Origin of the sequence: Clostridium sp. chh4-2, assembly GCF_002899675.1 — a bacterium.
Taxonomy (GTDB): domain Bacteria; phylum Bacillota; class Clostridia; order Lachnospirales; family Lachnospiraceae; genus CHH4-2.
In genome coordinates, this window is record NZ_PKUU01000014.1 from 110,420 (window position 1) to 128,515 (window position 18,096).

General features: G+C 47.4%; 17 protein-coding genes. 15 read left to right on the forward strand and 2 right to left on the reverse strand.

The features are described from left to right. Positions 1-59: 59 nt before the first annotated feature. Together asnB and C0033_RS15615 are read right to left on the reverse strand one after the other, a co-directional pair. On the reverse strand, positions 60-1,913 hold the full coding sequence (asnB, locus tag C0033_RS15610; protein ID WP_103228816.1) for an asparagine synthase (glutamine-hydrolyzing): 1,854 nt from the start codon (positions 1,911-1,913) through the stop codon (positions 60-62). A 64-nt stretch (positions 1,914-1,977) separates the two neighbouring features. Then, on the reverse strand, positions 1,978-3,354 hold the full coding sequence (locus tag C0033_RS15615; protein ID WP_103228817.1) for a citrate transporter: 1,377 nt from the start codon (positions 3,352-3,354) through the stop codon (positions 1,978-1,980). Positions 3,355-3,537: 183 nt separating this feature from the next. Here C0033_RS15615 and C0033_RS15620 point away from each other — a divergent pair, with 183 nt between their 5' ends. The 15 genes from C0033_RS15620 to C0033_RS27110 all read left to right on the forward strand — a co-directional run bounded on the left by C0033_RS15620 (position 3,538) and on the right by C0033_RS27110 (position 17,961). Further along, positions 3,538-3,960 carry a hemerythrin family protein gene (locus tag C0033_RS15620; protein ID WP_103228818.1) on the forward strand — a complete coding sequence of 141 codons (423 nt, stop codon included), beginning with the start codon at positions 3,538-3,540 and terminating at the stop codon, positions 3,958-3,960. Positions 3,961-4,200: 240 nt separating this feature from the next. Beyond that, on the forward strand, positions 4,201-6,285 hold the full coding sequence (locus C0033_RS15625) for a sodium-translocating pyrophosphatase (protein ID WP_103228819.1): 2,085 nt from the start codon (positions 4,201-4,203) through the stop codon (positions 6,283-6,285). Between the two features lie 170 nt (positions 6,286-6,455). Then, the gene (locus C0033_RS15630; protein ID WP_103228820.1) at positions 6,456-7,268 is read left to right on the forward strand and encodes a DNA glycosylase; all 813 of its coding nucleotides are present in this window, start codon (positions 6,456-6,458) and stop codon (positions 7,266-7,268) included. Positions 7,269-7,300: 32 nt separating this feature from the next. After that, the gene (locus C0033_RS15635; protein WP_103228821.1) at positions 7,301-9,163 is read left to right on the forward strand and encodes an AAA family ATPase; all 1,863 of its coding nucleotides are present in this window, start codon (positions 7,301-7,303) and stop codon (positions 9,161-9,163) included. Then, a complete protein-coding gene (locus C0033_RS15640; RefSeq protein ID WP_103228822.1) occupies positions 9,160-9,921 on the forward strand; it encodes a hypothetical protein in 762 nt (253 codons plus the stop codon). The genes C0033_RS15635 and C0033_RS15640 overlap by 4 nt, the downstream gene beginning before the upstream one ends. Before the next feature lie 70 nt (positions 9,922-9,991). Next, complete coding sequence (locus C0033_RS15645; protein WP_103228823.1) at positions 9,992-10,501, forward strand: hypothetical protein; 510 nt, start codon at positions 9,992-9,994, stop codon at positions 10,499-10,501. A 104-nt stretch (positions 10,502-10,605) separates the two neighbouring features. Beyond that, positions 10,606-11,928: an aspartate kinase gene (locus C0033_RS15650; protein ID WP_103228824.1), complete on the forward strand. Its 1,323-nt coding sequence runs from the start codon at positions 10,606-10,608 to the stop codon at positions 11,926-11,928. 90 nt (positions 11,929-12,018) lie between these two features. Next, positions 12,019-13,128 (forward strand): aldo/keto reductase, encoded by a 1,110-nt coding sequence (locus tag C0033_RS15655; RefSeq protein ID WP_103228825.1) that lies wholly within the window; start codon positions 12,019-12,021, stop codon positions 13,126-13,128. A gap of 82 nt (positions 13,129-13,210) precedes the next feature. After that, the gene (locus C0033_RS15660; protein ID WP_180994762.1) at positions 13,211-13,579 is read left to right on the forward strand and encodes a VOC family protein; all 369 of its coding nucleotides are present in this window, start codon (positions 13,211-13,213) and stop codon (positions 13,577-13,579) included. 1 nt (position 13,580) lies between these two features. Next, positions 13,581-14,810: an NAD(P)/FAD-dependent oxidoreductase gene (locus C0033_RS15665; RefSeq protein ID WP_103228827.1), complete on the forward strand. Its 1,230-nt coding sequence runs from the start codon at positions 13,581-13,583 to the stop codon at positions 14,808-14,810. Positions 14,811-14,842: 32 nt separating this feature from the next. Then, positions 14,843-15,541, forward strand: a complete 699-nt coding sequence (cmk, locus tag C0033_RS15670) for a (d)CMP kinase (protein WP_103228866.1) — start codon at positions 14,843-14,845, stop codon at positions 15,539-15,541. Beyond that, positions 15,532-16,383 (forward strand): 4-hydroxy-3-methylbut-2-enyl diphosphate reductase, encoded by an 852-nt coding sequence (gene ispH / locus C0033_RS15675; protein ID WP_103228828.1) that lies wholly within the window; start codon positions 15,532-15,534, stop codon positions 16,381-16,383. Before cmk ends, ispH begins: the two co-directional genes overlap by 10 nt. Next, a complete protein-coding gene (gene rpsA / locus C0033_RS15680; protein WP_103228829.1) occupies positions 16,364-17,491 on the forward strand; it encodes a 30S ribosomal protein S1 in 1,128 nt (375 codons plus the stop codon). Before ispH ends, rpsA begins: the two co-directional genes overlap by 20 nt. 1 nt (position 17,492) lies before the next feature. Then, positions 17,493-17,678, forward strand: coding sequence for a hypothetical protein (locus C0033_RS27105; RefSeq protein WP_180994763.1), 186 nt, complete (start codon positions 17,493-17,495; stop codon positions 17,676-17,678). 52 nt (positions 17,679-17,730) lie between these two features. Further along, the gene (locus tag C0033_RS27110; RefSeq protein WP_180994764.1) at positions 17,731-17,961 is read left to right on the forward strand and encodes a hypothetical protein; all 231 of its coding nucleotides are present in this window, start codon (positions 17,731-17,733) and stop codon (positions 17,959-17,961) included. Positions 17,962-18,096 lie beyond the last annotated feature (135 nt).

The window sequence follows — 18,096 nt, forward strand, 5'->3', positions numbered from 1 at the left end:
TAATTTACATCAAGGGTGAAGGCATTTTCGAAAATGCCTTCACCCTTTACTTTAATTACTCAACACTGCACATCAATTTTATATTCTTTTAACCAATAATTAACCTGCAGTATATAGGCCAGCATCTGCGGCCCGGCCATCAGCTGTCCATACCATGGTTTTCCGTAATCGGAAGGCGAATTCAAAAATTCCTGAATTTTCCGTTTACTTAAAAACTGCATAACAGGTGAAGAACCGTCGTGCATCATCTCTTTTATTCTCTGAACCAGAAGAGCTTCATAATTGCGGTCATAGGTTTTGGGGTAAGGCGATTTTCTGCGGAACAGTATTTCATCCGGAACCAAACCTCTTCCCGATTCTCTTAAAAGGTGTTTTACCACACCGTCTTTTGTTTTAATATCCCAGGGCACATTCCACACGTACTCAATGATTTGATGGTCCGCAAAGGGCACTCTGGCCTCTAAGCCGGAATACATGCTGGTGCGGTCCATTCGGGTGAGAAGCGTCTGCATGAACCATTTAAGGTTCAGATAGGAGATTTCCCTGCGTCTGGCTTCTTCCGGAGTATCGTCTGCGCAGCGTGGCGTTTCGGCCACTGATTTGGCATAGGTGGCGGCCACGTAGTCATCCATTTGGAGCAGATCCAGAAAATCGTCATTCAAAAGGACTTTTCTGGCGTTTAAATCCATGGTCCATGGAAATGTATTGGCTTCAAAACATTCTTTTTTATGAAACCAAGGGTAGCCGCCGAAGATTTCGTCCGCACATTCTCCGGTCAGGGCTACCTTGTTGTAGTTTTTCACGAGAGAGCAGAAGTACAGCATGGAAGAATCCACATCGGCCATTGGGGGCAGATCGTGGGCTTTGACGGAATCGTATAAAAGATCGGCCTGGGTTTCGCTTTGGCATTCCAGATAGTTGTGGTTGGAACCTAAAAATTCCACCATCTTATCCACATAGGGCCGGTCCTGGGACGGCTGGAAGGAGCTGGCTTTAAAATTCTTATCATTGCCGGTGAAGTCAAAGGAAAATGTGTTCAGCTGCTTTCCCTGCTTTTTCAGCTCTTTTGCGCAGATGGCGGATACCAGACTGGAATCCACCCCGCCGGAAAGAAATGTACAGATGGGCACATCGGAAACCATCTGCCTGCTGACGGAATCGTAGATCAGAGAAGCTGTTTTTTCAATTGTGGTATCATAACTGTCCTCGTGGGGATGGCTGCTCAGCTGCCAGTAACGGGTCAGATGATTTCCCTCTGGAGTGCACAGCAGATAGTGTCCGGGCAGAAGTTCGTCGATTCCTTTAAATACTCCGCAGCCGTAAGTTTTTGCCGGGCCGATGCTGAAAACTTCATTGAGGCCTCTGCGGTCTATGACCGGTTTGATATCCGGATGGGCGAACAGGCCCTTTAACTCTGAAGCAAAGATGGTTTCCTCGCCTCTGTGAGTGTAATAAAGCGGTTTTACCCCGCTCCGGTCCCGGAACAGATACAGGGACTGATGGATGGGATCAGTAACAGCGAATGCGAAAATCCCGTTCATCCGTTTTACAAAATTAGGTCCATATTCAATAAATCCCGTTAAAATGACTTCCGTATCGCTGGTGGTGGTGAAATGCCATCCTTTTCCCATCAGATCCTGCTTCAGCTCGGCTGTATTGTACAGTTCTCCATTGTATACAATCCCGTAAAGATAGTCGCCGGCCCGTTTGAACATGGGCTGGTGGCCTGTGGTGAGATCGATGATGGAAAGGCGGGCATGGCTCAGGCCGAAATGGGCGGTCAGACTGATTCCGCTGTCATCAGGCCCTCTGTGGCGCTGGACCTTGTTCATGTTTTCCAATATTGTCCTATAGTACTCCGGGTGTTTATCATAATCGGTATGCGGGTGGTAAAAACCTCCGATTCCACACATATAATACCTCCGTTCCCGCCGCACTGCGGCGTCGTGGTCCCTGCAGCTTTTTGTCACAGGGCTTTTACAACAAGAAACAGGCAGTTAAAAACGTACAGGCAAAGCCTATCATAACCGGCAGCAGATTTTTTCGCGCCAGGTCAAGGGGATTGACATTGCAGATGGCTGCTACCGGAATCAGCCCCCAGGGAACGATGGTTCCGCCGCCGACAAAGATGGCTGTGATCTGCCCTAAAGCGGCTAAAACCGGAACGGAAACGCCCATGGCCGAACCAAAGGTGTGAGCCAGGGAACCGGTCAGCGGAAGCCCTGAGAAGCCGGAGCCGTCAAGCCCTGTAAGACCGCCTACAATCATTTGTATGAAGGCAGTCATATATTTATTTAACGGAGCGTTGTTGGCAAGCCAAATTGCCCAGTCATTCATAATGCCGGTTTTAAACTGTCCGCCCATAATGGTTGAGATGCCTTCCCCTCCTAAAAAGAAGAAAGCGCCGATGACAATAACTGGCGCGAAGATGCGGATTGCGAAGAGAAATCCATCCGTAACATAATCCGTAACTTTTTCCAGCGCCTGTTTGCGGAATGCCAAAATCGCCCCCACACACATTAAGAGAACGGCGGTTCCGGATACAATGCTGGTGGCGTCTCCACCCTTTAAGTCCAGAAGCAGCATAAAAATGATATCGGCTATAAATGCGGCCGGCGTGAGAACTGCCAAAATGACGGCGGCTTTCGGCACAGGCGCATGGCGTTTTACTTCATTTCCTGAAAGCGCCACTACATCCGGGCGTTCAGCCATGGATTTCTGGTTCAGAAAAAAAGCAGAAGCCACAGTAGCGGCTCCCATGACAATGAAAAGCGGTCTTCCTTCAGAAAGAATGCTGCTGGTCGTGATGCCGGCAGCTCCGGCGGAAACAGCCGGCGCACCCTGAATGACAAAATCATAGCTGAGCGCAATTCCATGGCCGAATAAGTTCATGGCCATGGCGGCGGCCAAAGGTTTTAATCCGGCCTTTACGGCAAACGGCAGCATAATTGCTCCCACCAATGCGACTGATGGGGAAGGCCACAGAAAAAGGGAAAACAGCAGCATGGTGATTCCGAGAATCCACCAGGTCACAGATGGAGTGCTCATGATTTTTGACATGGGCCTCATTAACAGATAGTCGCTTCCCAGATCGGCAAGGCATTTCGAAAGCGCGGTCACCAAAGCGATGGTGGCGATAATCTCCATGAATTGAATTGCGGCATAGAGAATGGAATTAAACACCACCTGAATGGCTCCGGTGACGCTTCCGAGCCCGACTAATCCTAATAAAAAAAGAAAAGCGATGCAGACTAAAGGCGTATCTTTTCGGCAGATCATAACAGCTAATATAACGATAACGCCAACGAGATAGATATAGTGAAGTGGGGTTAGCACAGTTGCGGTTTCAAGCATGGCGGTCACTCCTGTTTGGAAAGAATATAATTTATATATATGACATGGTCCGGACTTTGCGTGTAAAAATAACGGTATTTTTTGCGAAAAATGCCAGCAGTGTTGCATATATCACAGAAAAAAAGAGATGACTATGATAAGATAGCAATAAGAAAAATGGAGTAGCAGAAAGGGGAATGTCTGATGTATGCAAGTTTTGATGATTCATTAATTACGGGGAATAAGATGATAGATTCCCAGCATAAAGAGCTGATTGAGAGGATTAATAATCTGCTGATAAAGGCGGAGAACAAGCCGGATAAAGTGGATTCCATCAAGATGCTGGACCATTTGGCGGAATATACGGAGTTTCATTTTAAGGAGGAAGAGAACCTTCAGAAGGAAATCGGATATCCCGGAATGGCAGAACATTTAAAGAAGCATGAGGAGCTGCGCCAGTCGGTACAGGAGCTTTACGATATGCTGGAAGAGCAGGAAGGCCCTACGGATGCATTTGTAGAGCAGGTGAAAAAGAAGGTTTTGGAGTGGCTGCTCAGCCATATCCAGGGATTTGACCGTTCCGTAGCGGAGTATAAATATATGCGGGATAATAATGACCGATTGTAGATTTCATGATATTATGGCGGAAGAGGGAGCTGGCAAGAAAAAGTGCCGGCTTCCTCTTCTCGGCTTCTCCGTTGCTGTTTATATTCCCGGCGGCCGCTGCCGCCAGGGCTGTGAACGGTAACGCTTATCCTTCACCAAATAAATAAATCTCCTCCATTTGTTGAATCTGCCCAGAAAAGAGAATATAATAGAAGTGAAAGTAACTATATTATACAAATGGTGGTAAGAGGAGGGGATTTCATGAATGTTATGTATGTCGTAGCAACTGGTTCATTAGCCGCTCTGATCTACGCTGCCTGCATGTTTATAAAGGTGAAACATCAGCCAGAAGGCAACGCTGAGATGATCAAAATCTCCACTGCGGTGAGAAAGGGGGCCGGAGCCTATTTGAGGCGGCAGTATCTGGGCGTGGGTATTTTCTTTGCCGTGGTATTTGTGATACTGCTGTGTATGGCTGCCGGCGGGTTTTTAAGCTTTTTTACGCCCTTTGCCTTTTTGACAGGTGGATTTTTCTCAGGACTGTCAGGCTTTATAGGGATGAAAACGGCCACCATGGCCAACTGCCGTACCGCGGAAGGGGCGTCCCACAGCCTGAACCGGGGGCTTAAAGTGGCGTTTTCGGCCGGATCTGTGATGGGATTTACTGTGGTCGGGCTGGGGCTTTTAGACCTGACTATCTGGTATTTTATTCTGAATACGGTATTTCGCGCGCTGCCGGAAGCGGACCGGATCGCACAGATCACGGCCAATATGCTGACCTTTGGCATGGGCGCGTCCAGCATGGCTTTATTCGCCCGTGTGGGCGGAGGTATCTTTACCAAGGCGGCCGACGTTGGCGCCGACTTAGTGGGGAAAGTGGAAGCCGGAATCCCGGAAGATGATCCCCGTAATCCGGCAGTTATTGCGGATAATGTGGGGGATAACGTAGGGGATGTGGCCGGAATGGGAGCCGATCTTTATGAGTCCTATGTGGGTTCCATCGTATCCACGTCCGCTTTGGCGGTAGCGGCCGGATTTGGAGTGAAGGGAGTTGCGGTTCCCATGATGCTGGCGGCCTTCGGCGTGATCGCATCCATGGTTGGAACCTTATTTGTAAAAACGAAGGAAGACGCTTCCCAGAAAAGCCTGTTAAAGGCGCTTCGTCTGGGCACTCATATCAGTGCAGCTTTGATTGTGGCAGGGGCGTATGTGGTCATCCATTTTCTCCTTCCGGGAAACAGAGGAATTTATATCGCTGTGCTTTCCGGTCTGGCGGCCGGGGTGGCGATCGGCGAAGTGACGGAGTATTTTACGTCGGCTTCTTACCGTCCGACTAAAAAGCTGGCCGATTCCAGCAGAACCGGGGCGGCGACTGTGATTATCAGCGGACTTTCCCTCGGAATGCTTTCCACGGTGGTTCCTGTTATTATTGTAGGCGCTTCGGTACTGATCAGTTATTATTGTTCAGGAGGAGCCGGGAATTTTAATATCGGGCTTTACGGGGTGGGAGTTTCCGCAGTAGGAATGCTCTCCACGCTGGGAATCACCCTGGCTACGGATGCATACGGTCCCATTGCGGACAATGCGGGAGGAATTGCTGAGATGACCCACATGTCCCCGGAGGTTAGAAACAGAACGGATGCCCTGGATTCGCTGGGCAATACCACTGCTGCCACAGGAAAAGGCTTTGCCATCGGTTCTGCTGCTCTGACGGCTTTGGCTTTGATTGCCTCCTATATTGATAAGGTAAAACAGCTGAGCCCTGGGATAACACTGGATCTGTCCATCACCAATCCCACGGTTCTGATCGGTTTGCTGATCGGCGGAATGCTGCCGTTTCTCTTTGCTTCCCTTACCATGGAAGCGGTGGGAAAAGCGGCCCAGTCCATTGTACTGGAAGTGCGCCGGCAGTTTAAGGAGATTACAGGCCTGATGGACGGAAAAGCCGAACCGGACTATGCGTCCTGTGTGGATATGTGCACGAAATCAGCCCAGAAGCTGATGCTGGCTCCGGCTCTGATCGCAGTCATCGTGCCCGTGGTGGTGGGGCTGCTGTTGGGAGTCAACGGCGTGGCCGGGCTTTTGGCCGGCAATACGGTGACCGGTTTTGTGCTGGCTGTCATGATGGCCAATGCGGGCGGCGCATGGGATAATGCGAAAAAATACATTGAAAGCGGCGAATTAGGCGGAAAAGGCAGCGATGAACATAAAGCAGCGGTGGTGGGAGATACGGTTGGCGATCCGTTTAAGGATACGTCGGGCCCGTCCATCAATATCCTGATTAAACTGACTTCCATGGTATCCATTGTATTTGCCGGACTGATTGTGGCGGTTCATCTGCTGTAAGGACGTGCAGCGGGAAGCGGTGATTGATAAATAAGGCGATGCCGGTTTTGGGAAACTGTGTCTGCGTTTCCTAAAACCGGCATTTATGAGTGTAATTGCGGCAATCGTATGCGATAAAGAAGTGAGACGGATAATTGACGATAACGATGAGAAATAGATGAGAGGACAGCATGTACGAAGTGAAAATAAAGGATCTGGATTTAAACCAGATTATGAGTTCCGGCCAGTGTTTCCGGATGAGAAAATCGGATGATGGGATTTTTTCGGTTCCTGTGTCTGATAAATATGTGGAAATCGAGCAAAAGGGAGAATTGTTTGCCTTTTCCTGCAGCCGGGAAGAATTTGAAGCGGTCTGGTATCCTTATCTGGATCTTCAGACCGATTACGGGAAAATAAAAGCCGGAGTGGATAAAAAGGATGAATACCTGATGAGAGCGGTGGAATACGGTTCTGGTATCCGCATTCTGCGGCAGGATCTTTGGGAGATGATCATCACCTTTCTGATCTCCCAAAACAACAATGTATCCAGGATCAGAAACAGTATAGAAGTTTTGTGCGGCCGGCTGGGAAAGAGATGCATTTCAGACGGAGGTGCCGAATATTATGCATTTCCGGAACCGGAAGCGGTTTTGGAAGCGGGCATGGAAGGGCTGAGCACCATGGGGCTTGGATACCGGGATAAATATATCCTGAAGATGGCGCAGACCGTATCGGAAGGAACCCTGGATCTGGCTGCTTTGAGGACGGCGGGCTATGAGGAAGCCCATCAGACGCTGACCGCCCAGTTCGGAATCGGTAAAAAGGTGGCGGACTGCATCTGCCTGTTCGGCCTTCATCATGTGGATGCATTTCCGGTGGATACCCATATAAAGAAGATTCTGGACCGCAGTTATCCGGACGGCTTCCCCTATGAAAGGTACCGGGGCGTTTTGGGAATTATTCAGCAGTATCTGTTTTATTATGATTTGGAAGGAAAAATGTGATATACTGTTAGAAAAAAGTGAAGGAGTAGCCTATGCGCCTGGCAGACTTACATATCAAGAATTTTAATACCATACGGGATATGAAGATTACGGATATTGAAGACGCGCTGATTCTGGTCGGAAAGAATAATACCGGAAAAACAGCTGTGTTAAATGCGGTGCGCGCGCTGTCCGGAGATTATGAGATTACAATTGATGACTTTAATGAAAAACTGCAGAATATAGAGATCGAGGCCCGTTTGGAGATTCTGGACGAGGATCTTGACATGCTCCATAAAAATGGCGTGGTGAGCCAGTATAAACGCTTTGACGCCTGGAAACGGGATTTTTTAAAAAAGCTGCCTTCGTTCCGGGATCACATGCTGGAATTCAAATATGTGGTAAACCAGCAGGGAACTATCCGCTATTTCGACGGATTCCAAAAGAACAACCGGTATGTGGCTGAGGTATTTCCAAAGATTTATTTTATCGATACCCAAAGAGAGGTAAGGCAGCTGCAGGAAGACCTTCTGATGTTTCAGGAGGATGAACTTTTAAAGCAGATGCGTTCCAACCGGTGTATCTTTACCGCGAATAAAAGATGCAACCATTGTTTTCAGTGCATCGGCTTAATCAACCAGAAAAAACCGGAGGAGCTCAATGCGTTTGAGACGGCAAGGCTTTTGGAATATAAGCTGTACCAGCTGAATCTGGATGATTTTGCCAGACGGGTGAACCGGAATTTCCATAAAAACGGCGGGTTTGAAGAGATCCAGTATCTGATGGACTGCGATATTGACCGCTTTTTTAAGGTTCAGGCCATTTCCTATAACAAGGAGCGGATGTCCGGCGGAACCGTGGAAAATATGAGCAAGGGCATGAAAAGCATCTATATGCTGTCGCTTTTGGAAACTTATATCGAAGAGGGCAACCGAACGCCCAGCATTATTATGGTGGAAGATCCGGAGATATTTCTCCATCCGCAGCTTCAGAAGATGTCCGGAGAGATTTTATACCGTCTTTCCAAGTTAAACCAGGTGATATTCACCACCTATTCGCCTAATTTCCTGTTCAACTTTAACACAAAACAGATTCGTCAGGTGGTTTTGGACCAGGAATATTATGCGGTGGTGAAGGAAAAGAGCAGCATTGACGCCATATTGGACGATCTGGGCTATGCGGCCAATGATTTTATGAACGTCAGCTTTGTATTCATTGTGGAGGGCAGGCAGGATAAAAGCCGTCTTCCCCTTCTGCTGGAAAAATACTACTCGGAGATCTACGACGAGGAAGGGCATCTGGCCCGGGTTTCCATCATAACGACAAACAGCTGTACCAATATTAAAACGTATGCCAATTTAAAATACATGAATCAGGTGTCCTTCCGCGACCAGTTTTTGATGATACGGGACGGAGACGGAAAAGACCCGGAGGTTTTGGCAAAGCAGCTGTGTAAATATTATGACGACCGCAATTTAGAGGATGTGGATAAACTTCCCAAGGTTACGAGAAGAAATGTTTTGATCCTGAAATACTATTCCTTTGAAAATTATTTCCTGAATCCGTCGGTGATGGCAAAACTTGGAATCGTGAAGGATGAGGAGGAGTTTTACCGCATTTTATTCGGGAAATGGAAGGAGTATCTGTACCGGATGAAGAGCGGTCAGCATCTCGTACAGGTTCTTGGAAAAGGGCTTAATAGCATAGAAGATCTGAAAGACCATATGGAAGAGTTCCTGATTTATATGAGGGGACATAATTTATATGACATTTTTTACGGCCCCTATAAGGACCGGGAAAATGAAATTCTGAAACAATATATCGATCTGGCTCCGCGGGAGGATTTTGCGGATATTCTGGATGCGGTTGACCGTTTCGTATATTTTGACAACAGGAAGAAGAACCAGGATTTATGATTATAACGCAAGAAGACAGGAATCTTTTTCACAATTCCTGTGATAAAATCATCGAAAAAGAGCGGATGCGCCAGGGAATCGGCACTTTGGGGGAAAAGACCCTCCATGCGGTGCTCAAGCATTATCTGGACCCCAGGGAAGAATATCATGAGAAGAGGTGCTGCGGTTTTGTGGCAGACATTCTGGCCGAGGGAGAGATTACGGAGATACAGACAAGAAGTTTTGATAAGCTGAGAAGGAAGCTGGATGTATTTTTGGAAAATTATGACGTGACCATAGTGTATCCGATTCCGGCTTTGAAATGGGTGATCTGGATCGACGAAGAGACCGGAGAGGTGACCGATAAGCGGAAATCCCCCAAAAAGGGATCTTATTATCACGCTTTTTACGAACTGTATAAGATCAAGCAGTATTTAAACCACCCCAATCTTCATCTGAGGCTGATGCTGATTAATATGGAAGAATACCGCCTGTTAAACGGCTGGAGCAGGGATAAAAAAAGAGGTTCCAGCCGGTATGACAGGATTCCGGTGGAGCTGGAAGATGAGCTGTACATTGCATCCGCCCCGGACTACGGTTTTTTTCTGCCGGAGTCGCTGCCGGAGGAATTTACTTCTGCGGAGTATGCCAAGTCCGCCAGGCTCACCCTGCGCCAGGCACAGACCGCTTTAAACGTACTGACTTATCTGGAAACTGTGGAACGGTCCGGGAAAAGAGGGCGCAGCATACTTTACCGGGCGCGTGTTAAGGTTTCGTAAAGATTATAATTTAGGCTTGCCTTTAAAAAAAGAGTTGCTATAATGATCTGTAATTGAAAGGAGCCTGAATATGATAAAAGCGGTTGTATATGAATCTCATACCGGATTTACCCGGAAGTATGCGAAAATACTGGGCAGGATGCTGGATGTACCTGCATATACGATAAAAGAAGCGGAGAGAAGCCTAGGATCTCAATCGGAAGTGGTCTTTTTAGGATGGATCTGCGCAGGTAAAATCATGGGATATGAACAGGCGGCCAGAAACTTTAGGATACAGGCGGTTGGCGCGGTGGGAATTTTATTCACAGAGGATAAGACGACGCAGAAATTGGCCGACGACAACCGGATCAGCCATTGCCCTGTGTTCTATCTGCCGGGCGGTTACCGCCACGACCAGCTGGGAACCGTATACCGGATGATGGCAAAGATGATTCTCAGCAGCATGATGAACAAACGGCAGAAAACAGAACGGGATGAAGTGCTGATCAGGGTGATGAGAGAGGGCGCGGATTTTGTTACGGTAGATAATCTGGAGCCAGTGATGCATTTTATTCATGCGTGCTATGAAAAAGCGGTATAGCAGAAAATCTTCAGAAGTATTGACATTATTTAATTCTTACAGTATTATTTTCGATAATACGGCCCTTTAGCAGCCGCAACGCTTACTGTGAGGAGAAAGAAGCCATGAAAAAAGTTGTGAAATTTGGCGGCAGTTCATTAGCCAGCGCCAGACAGTTCAAAAAAGTAGGGGATATCATCCGTTCTGATAAAAGCAGGAGATACGTAATTCCGTCCGCACCCGGCAAGAGAAACGATAAAGATGAGAAGGTAACGGATATGCTTTACCGCTGCTATGATACTGCGGCGTCCGGCGGAAGCTATAAGAAGATTCTGGAAAAAATCAAATCCCGCTATCAGGAGATTATTGACGGCCTGGATCTGAATCTGAACCTGGATCATGAATTTGAAACCATTGAAGAGAACTTTATTGCAAAGGCCGGAAGAGATTACGCTGCTTCCCGCGGCGAGTATTTAAACGGCATTGTTATGGCAAATTATCTGGGATATGAGTTTGTGGATGCGGCAGAGGTTGTTTTCTTTGACGAACACGGCAATTTCCTGGCAGATGAAACGAATAAAGAACTGTCGGAGCGCCTGGAACACGCGGATCACGCCGTTATTCCGGGATTTTACGGCTCTGTTTTACATGACGGTACGGTTAAGACATTTTCACGGGGCGGTTCCGATGTGACAGGTTCCATCGTGGCTAAGGCAATTCATGCGGATATGTATGAAAACTGGACGGATGTGTCCGGCTTTTTAGTGGCGGATCCGAGAATTATCAAAGACCCTGAAGTGATTGAAACCATTACATACAGAGAGCTTAGAGAGCTTGCATATATGGGAGCCAGCGTTCTTCATGAAGACGCTATTTTCCCTGTGAGAAAAGAGGGAATCCCGATCAATATCCGCAATACCAATAAGCCGGAAGATAAGGGAACTCTGATTGTGGAAAGCACCTGTCGGAAGCCACGCTATACCATTACGGGTGTGGCAGGCAAAAAGGGATTCTGTTCAATCAATATTGAAAAAGCCATGATGAACGCCGAAGTGGGATTTGGCAGAAAGGTGCTGGAAGTATTTGAGCGCTACGGCATTTCCTTTGAGCATATGCCGTCGGGAATCGATACGATGACCATCTTCGTTCATCAGGATGAATTCGTAGAATTTGAACAGTCTGTAATCGCCGGAATCCATCGCGCGGTGGAACCGGATTTTGTGGATCTGGAATCCGACCTGGCTCTGATCGCTGTCGTTGGACGCGGTATGAGGGCGACGAGAGGCACAGCGGGACGTATTTTCTCGGCTCTTGCCCACGCACGGGTCAATGTTAAGATGATCGATCAGGGCTCCAGTGAACTGAACATCATCATCGGTGTTAAAAATTCCGATTTTGAAGATGCCATCAAAGCGATTTATGACATCTTCATTACGGCTGAGATTTAAAGTACAGGACGAATATGGCTGCCAACCGGGCAGCCTTTTCGTGTTTGGATCAGGGGAACTATTAAATTAAAATACAGGAGGTAGCAAAGTATGCAATATCGCACGTTTGGCAGCACAGGGGTTAGGGTTTCCGCATTGGGGTTTGGAGCTATGCGTCTTCCGGTTCTTCCGGATGGAACGGCTGATGAACAGGAATCCATCCGCATGATCCGTCATGCAATTGACAATGGGGTGAATTATGTGGATACCGCATATCCTTACATGAATGGAACCAGCGAACTGATCGTAGGAAAAGCTCTGAAGGACGGTTACCGGGAAAAGATATATCTGGCCGACAAACTTCCTGTTTGGAAGGTGGAGGAAGAGGGAGATTTTGAAAAGGTTCTGGAGGAACAGCTTCAGAAGCTGGATGTGGAATCCATTGATTTTTACCTGCTTCATGCGCTGGATCGAGGAAGATTTGAGGAAAAGGTGAAGAAACTCCATCTGGTAGACCACATGATCGAGGCGAAAAAAGCAGGTAAAATTAAGCATATGGGATTTTCTTTCCACGATGATTATGAGACATTTAAGGAGATTATCGATTATACGGACGCCTGGGATTTCTGCCAGATCCAGTATAATTACATCAATACCGATTATCAGGCAGGCCAGACGGGACTGGAATATGCGGCTTCCAAGGGCCTGGGAGTGGTTGTCATGGAACCCCTTTTAGGAGGCCGTCTGGTGCAGCTTTCCAACCATGTGGCGGAAGCGTTTACCGTGGAAAAGACCGCGGTGGAACACGCTCTTGATTTTGTGTGGGATCAGGAGCATGTCAGCCTTCTTTTAAGCGGAATGAGCACGTTTGAACAGGTGGAGGACAATTTAAAATACGCGGACGCCAGCTCAAAAGGAATGCTTTCAGATGAAGAGAGGGCCTGCTATGTGAAGGCGAAAGAGATCTTTGACAAGATGGCTTTGGTGCGCTGTACTGCATGTGAATACTGTATGCCATGTCCATTTGGCCTGAATATACCGGAAATTTTCAAAACATATAATAACTTTGGCGTCCGGGGGAAAGATAAGGCAAAAGTGGAATACGATGCATTGGAAGTGAAGGCGGACGCCTGCCGTTCCTGCCATCACTGCGAGAAAGAATGTCCGCAGCACATCGAGGTAAGCCAGGTGATGAAGGATATTGCGAAACTGTTCGCATAGGCACTGTTTCCCGGTTGTATTTTGGGACAAAATCGTGTAAATTATATAAAAAACCGTCCATACGGAAGAAGGAGAGAATATTATGAATGAAAATGCAGTAGAATTATTTGATATGAAGGTTGCCCATGTGGGAATCAATGCGGCAAATGCAGAAGAAGGAAGCGGCTGGGCAGACCAGTTTGCAGCACTGATGGGACTTCCAAAAAGAGAGACCCCTGTTTCTTATTTCTCAGGAGACCTGGTGGAGATCATGAAGCAGAACGGACGCGGAGCTAAGGGACATATCGGCTTTACGGTGAACAACTGTGAAAAGGCTATGGAGTTCTTTGCAGCCCGCGGCATGAAGTTTGTGGAAGAAACCAAGAAGTTTGATGAAAACGGCGCCTGCACATTCGTATATTTTGAGGGAGAAATCGGTGGATTTGCAATTCACATGATTCAGGCCGATTAATATGGGAAAAGTAGTAATTATAGGCGGCGGGGCGGCCGGCATGGCTGCAGGAATCGCCGCCGCCGGCCACGGCCACGAAGTCCATATCTATGAGAAGAATGAAAAACTGGGAAAAAAGATATTTATCACCGGAAAAGGGCGCTGCAATGTGACCAACGCCTGTGATATGGAAACTCTTTTTCAGAGTGTGGTGACCAATTCCAAGTTTCTTTACAGCAGTTTTTACGGATTTAACAATTATGACGTCATGGACCTGGTTGAATCGGCGGGATGTCCGCTGAAGACGGAACGCGGAAACCGTGTTTTTCCGGTATCGGACAAGTCCTCTGATATTATAAGCGCTTTTTCCCGGAAACTCAGGGAGCTTGGCGTGGAGATCCACCTTCATGAGGAAGTGAAGGAACTGATTGTGGAAGACGGGATCTGCAAGGGAATTCTTCTGAAAAAGAACCGGGGAAAAGTCAGCGCGGATGCCGTGATCGTAGCCACGGGAGGGCTGTCTTATCCGACCACCGGTTCCACCGGAGACGGATATCAGTTCGCCAAATCGGCCGGGCACAGCATCACGGAATTATCTCCTGCTCTGGTGCCGTTTGAAACGAAGGAAACTGTCGTAAAAGACCTTCAGGGACTGGCTTTAAAGAATGTGGAAGTGACTATTTTAAAGGGCGGAAAGGAATTATACCGGGAATTTGGCGAGATGCTGTTCACCCATTTCGGTGTCAGCGGCCCGGTTTTACTGAGCGCCAGCAGCTATGCGGCAAAGGAACTGAAAAAAGGGCCATTAACCCTGTCCATCGACTTGAAGCCAGCTCTTTCGGAAGAGCAGCTGGATGCCCGGATTTTAAGGGAGTTTGAAGGCGCGATCAACAAGCGCTTTAAGAACGCCCTGGTACACCTTTATCCGTCTAAGATGATACCGGTCATGATTGAACGAAGCGGAATAAACCCTGAAAAAAAGGTCAATGAGATCACACGGCAGGAACGGCAGAAACTGATTGATCTGACAAAACATTTTTGTCTGACTCTCGTCTCGTTAAGAGACTATAAAGAGGCGATCATCACCCAGGGAGGCGTGGAGGTTAAGGAGATCAATCCTAAAACTCTGGAATCCAAACTGGTGAAACAGCTTTATTTCGCCGGGGAAGTGCTGGATGTGGACGCTGTGACGGGAGGATTCAATCTTCAGGTGGCATGGTCAACCGGCTGGGCCGCAGGTTCGGCGGTCTGACTTATGGATAAATTGAGGGAGGATGCATGAATATGCAGAGGAAAAATAATTTTAATATCGCTGTCGATGGTCCCGCAGGAGCCGGTAAAAGTACAATCGCTAAGTCAGTTGCTAAGAAATTGGGCTTTATCTATGTGGACACAGGCGCCATGTACCGCGCTCTGGCCCTGCACTTTTTAAGGCTGGGAATTGATCCGTCCGCAGAGGACAAAATCGCGGAAGCCTGTAAGGATGTGGATGTCACAATCCGCTATCAGGACGGCGTGCAGCAGGTGATCTTAAACGGCGAGGATGTTTCCGGACTGATCCGTACCGAAGAGGTGGGCAATATGGCTTCTGCCACCAGCATTTACCGGCCGGTCCGGGAAAAACTGCTGGATTTACAGAGAAATCTGGCGGCGTCTTCTGACGTAATTATGGACGGCCGCGATATCGGAACCTGTGTGCTTCCCAATGCGGATGCGAAGATTTACCTGACCGCCAGCAGCCATGTCAGGGCCCAAAGGCGCTATAAAGAGCTGGCAGAAAAAGGTGTTGTGTGTAATTTGGAAGAAATTGAGCAAGATATAATAGAGAGGGACCAGCGTGACATGAACCGGGAGATCGCCCCGCTTATGCAGGCGCCGGATGCGATTCTGGTGGATGGATCGGATATGAGCATTGACCAGGTAATCGATGCCATCATCCAGGTAGCGGTATCACGCGGGCTTGTGGTGGCCGGATGGAAGTAATCGTTGCGAAGACAGCCGGTTTCTGTTTTGGTGTAAAGCGCGCTGTGGAAAAGGTATATGAGCAGATTCAGGTAGCGGACCGGCCCATCTATACCTATGGCCCTATTATACACAACGAAGAGGTTGTAAAAGATTTAGAAGAAAAGGGAGTTCAGGTTTTAAACTCTTTAGAGGAGCTTGAAAATCTGGAATCCGGAATCGTTGTAATCCGTTCGCATGGAGTAGGAAAACATATTTATGATCTTTTGAAATCAAAAAATATTGACATTGTAGATGCAACCTGCCCGTTTGTCACGAAAATCCACAGGATTGTTGAAGAGCAAAAGGCGGCGGGACGCAGAGTTATCATCATTGGAAATGAGCACCATCCGGAAGTGGAGGGAATCAAGGGCTGGGGAGATGCATCCACCATTGTGCTGGAAACACCCGAGCAAGTTGATAATTTGGCCTTTCCGGAGGGCGAAAAGCTGTGTATCGTGTCTCAGACGACATTTAATTACAATAAATTTCAAGAATTAGTTGAAAAAATTTCAAAAAAGGGTTATGATATACTTGTTTTAAATACGATTTGCAATGCAACACAGGAAAGACAAGTGGAGGCAAAACGTATTGCGTCTGAAGTGGATGCCATGATTGTGATTGGCGGAAAGAACAGTTCCAACACTCAGAAGCTGTACGACATCTGTAAAAAAGAATGTAAAAACACTTGCTATATCCAGACACTAAGCGATTTAAATCCTGAAAGTGTAACTTCTGTGCGCAGCGTAGGTATTACAGCAGGGGCTTCAACCCCCAATTATATTATTGAGGAGGTTCATACTAATGTCAGAGTTAAGTTTTGAACAAATGTTAGAAGAATCATTAAAAACAATACGTACAGGAGAGGTTGTCACTGGTAAGGTCATCGATGTTAAAGAAGATGAAATCGTCTTGAATATAGGCTATAAATCCGATGGTATTATCACTCGTAATGAATATACCAATGAGCCAAATGTTGATTTGACAACTCTTGTACACGTAGGTGAAGAGATGGAAGCAAAAGTCGTTAAAGTTAACGACGGCGAAGGCCAGGTGGCATTGTCTTATAAGAGACTTGCTGCAGACAGAGGCAACAAGAAATTAGAAGAGGCTTTTAACAATCAGGAAGTTCTCACCGCTAAAGTCGCTCAGGTACTTGACGGTGGATTAAGCGTTGTGATTGACGAAGCCAGAATCTTCATTCCTGCAAGCCTTGTTTCCGATACTTATGAGAGAGATCTTTCCAAGTACGCAGGAAAAGACATTGAATTTGTGATTACTGAATTCAATCCTAAGAGAAGAAGAGTCATCGGCGACCGCAAACAGCTGATGGTAGCTAAGAAAGCTGCTCTTCAGAAAGAATTATTCGAAAGAATCCACGTTGGCGACACAGTAGACGGCGTTGTTAAGAACGTTACCGATTTCGGCGCATTTATCGATCTTGGCGGAGCAGACGGACTGCTTCACATCTCCGAGATGTCCTGGGGACGTGTGGAAAGCCCTAAGAAAGTTTTCAAAGCCGGAGATCAGGTTAAGACTTTAATCAAAGATATTACCGGCGAGAAGATTGCGCTGAGCCTGAAGTTCCCGGAACTGAATCCATGGGCTAACGCAGCTGAGAAATATGCAGTAGGCAATATCGTGATCGGAAGAGTTGCACGTATGACCGACTTCGGCGCATTCGTGGAATTAGAGCCAGGCGTAGATGCCCTGCTTCACGTATCTCAGATTTCCAGAGAACACGTAGAGAAACCTTCCGATGTTTTAAATGTTGGACAGGAAATCGAAGCACAGGTTGTTGACTTCAACGAAGAAGACAGAAAGATCAGCCTGAGCATGAAAGTTTTACAGGCAGCTGCTGAAGCTCCTGTGGAAGATGACAGTGATGTTGCAGATGTTGACATCGATGCTGTAGCTTCTTCTGAAGAATAAGATGAATAATGGAAAGACCTCACTGCTTTGCGGCGGTGGGGTCTTTTTTTGTGGTGTGGCTTCAAAGTGGGGGATTGGCCGGGGCCGGGGGCGGGAGGAGAAACGCCGGAAAGAAGGGGAACCCAAGGCGGGCGGCGGAAGGAATTCGAGAAATGGGGATTCGGGATTCGCCCCTAAGATGTACTAAGACCCACAAGGACAAAAAGAGGCGGGCCAGCGCCATTCGCAGTGAACTCTTGATGACTTCACTGCTCAGCGGCGCTTTACAAACTGATTCGGAATTCAGTTTGTACCCGCCTCTTTTTGCCCTTGCGGGTCTAAGTACAACTAAGGGGTTCCATACGATCCCCATTTCTCGAATTTCTTCCGCCGCCCGCCTTGGGTTCCCCTTCTTTCCGGCTGTGCTTTGGCTGGCTGAGGAATTTTATGTGAAGGGTGAAGGCATTTCGGAAAAAGCCTTGAGGTTTTAATGTAAAGGGTGAAGGCATTTTTGAAAAAGCTTTGAGGATTTAATACGAAGGGTGAAGGCATTTTTGAAAAAGCCTTGAGGTTTTAATGTAAAGGGGGAAGGCATTTTCCGAAATGCCTTGAGGCTTGATGTAAAA

Bases quoted from the DNA above. Each gene is read 5' to 3' on its own strand.
- asnB (WP_103228816.1), bottom strand. From the start codon at position 1,913: ATGTGTGGAATCGGAGGTTTTTACCACCCGCATACCGATTATGATAAA.
- C0033_RS15615 (WP_103228817.1), bottom strand. From the start codon at position 3,354: ATGCTTGAAACCGCAACTGTGCTAACCCCACTTCACTATATCTATCTC.
- C0033_RS15620 (WP_103228818.1), top strand. From the start codon at position 3,538: ATGTATGCAAGTTTTGATGATTCATTAATTACGGGGAATAAGATGATA.
- C0033_RS15625 (WP_103228819.1), top strand. From the start codon at position 4,201: ATGAATGTTATGTATGTCGTAGCAACTGGTTCATTAGCCGCTCTGATC.
- C0033_RS15630 (WP_103228820.1), top strand. From the start codon at position 6,456: ATGTACGAAGTGAAAATAAAGGATCTGGATTTAAACCAGATTATGAGT.
- C0033_RS15635 (WP_103228821.1), top strand. From the start codon at position 7,301: ATGCGCCTGGCAGACTTACATATCAAGAATTTTAATACCATACGGGAT.
- C0033_RS15640 (WP_103228822.1), top strand. From the start codon at position 9,160: ATGATTATAACGCAAGAAGACAGGAATCTTTTTCACAATTCCTGTGAT.
- C0033_RS15645 (WP_103228823.1), top strand. From the start codon at position 9,992: ATGATAAAAGCGGTTGTATATGAATCTCATACCGGATTTACCCGGAAG.
- C0033_RS15650 (WP_103228824.1), top strand. From the start codon at position 10,606: ATGAAAAAAGTTGTGAAATTTGGCGGCAGTTCATTAGCCAGCGCCAGA.
- C0033_RS15655 (WP_103228825.1), top strand. From the start codon at position 12,019: ATGCAATATCGCACGTTTGGCAGCACAGGGGTTAGGGTTTCCGCATTG.
- C0033_RS15660 (WP_180994762.1), top strand. From the start codon at position 13,211: ATGAATGAAAATGCAGTAGAATTATTTGATATGAAGGTTGCCCATGTG.
- C0033_RS15665 (WP_103228827.1), top strand. From the start codon at position 13,581: ATGGGAAAAGTAGTAATTATAGGCGGCGGGGCGGCCGGCATGGCTGCA.
- cmk (WP_103228866.1), top strand. From the start codon at position 14,843: ATGCAGAGGAAAAATAATTTTAATATCGCTGTCGATGGTCCCGCAGGA.
- ispH (WP_103228828.1), top strand. From the start codon at position 15,532: ATGGAAGTAATCGTTGCGAAGACAGCCGGTTTCTGTTTTGGTGTAAAG.
- rpsA (WP_103228829.1), top strand. From the start codon at position 16,364: ATGTCAGAGTTAAGTTTTGAACAAATGTTAGAAGAATCATTAAAAACA.
- C0033_RS27105 (WP_180994763.1), top strand. From the start codon at position 17,493: ATGAATAATGGAAAGACCTCACTGCTTTGCGGCGGTGGGGTCTTTTTT.
- C0033_RS27110 (WP_180994764.1), top strand. From the start codon at position 17,731: ATGACTTCACTGCTCAGCGGCGCTTTACAAACTGATTCGGAATTCAGT.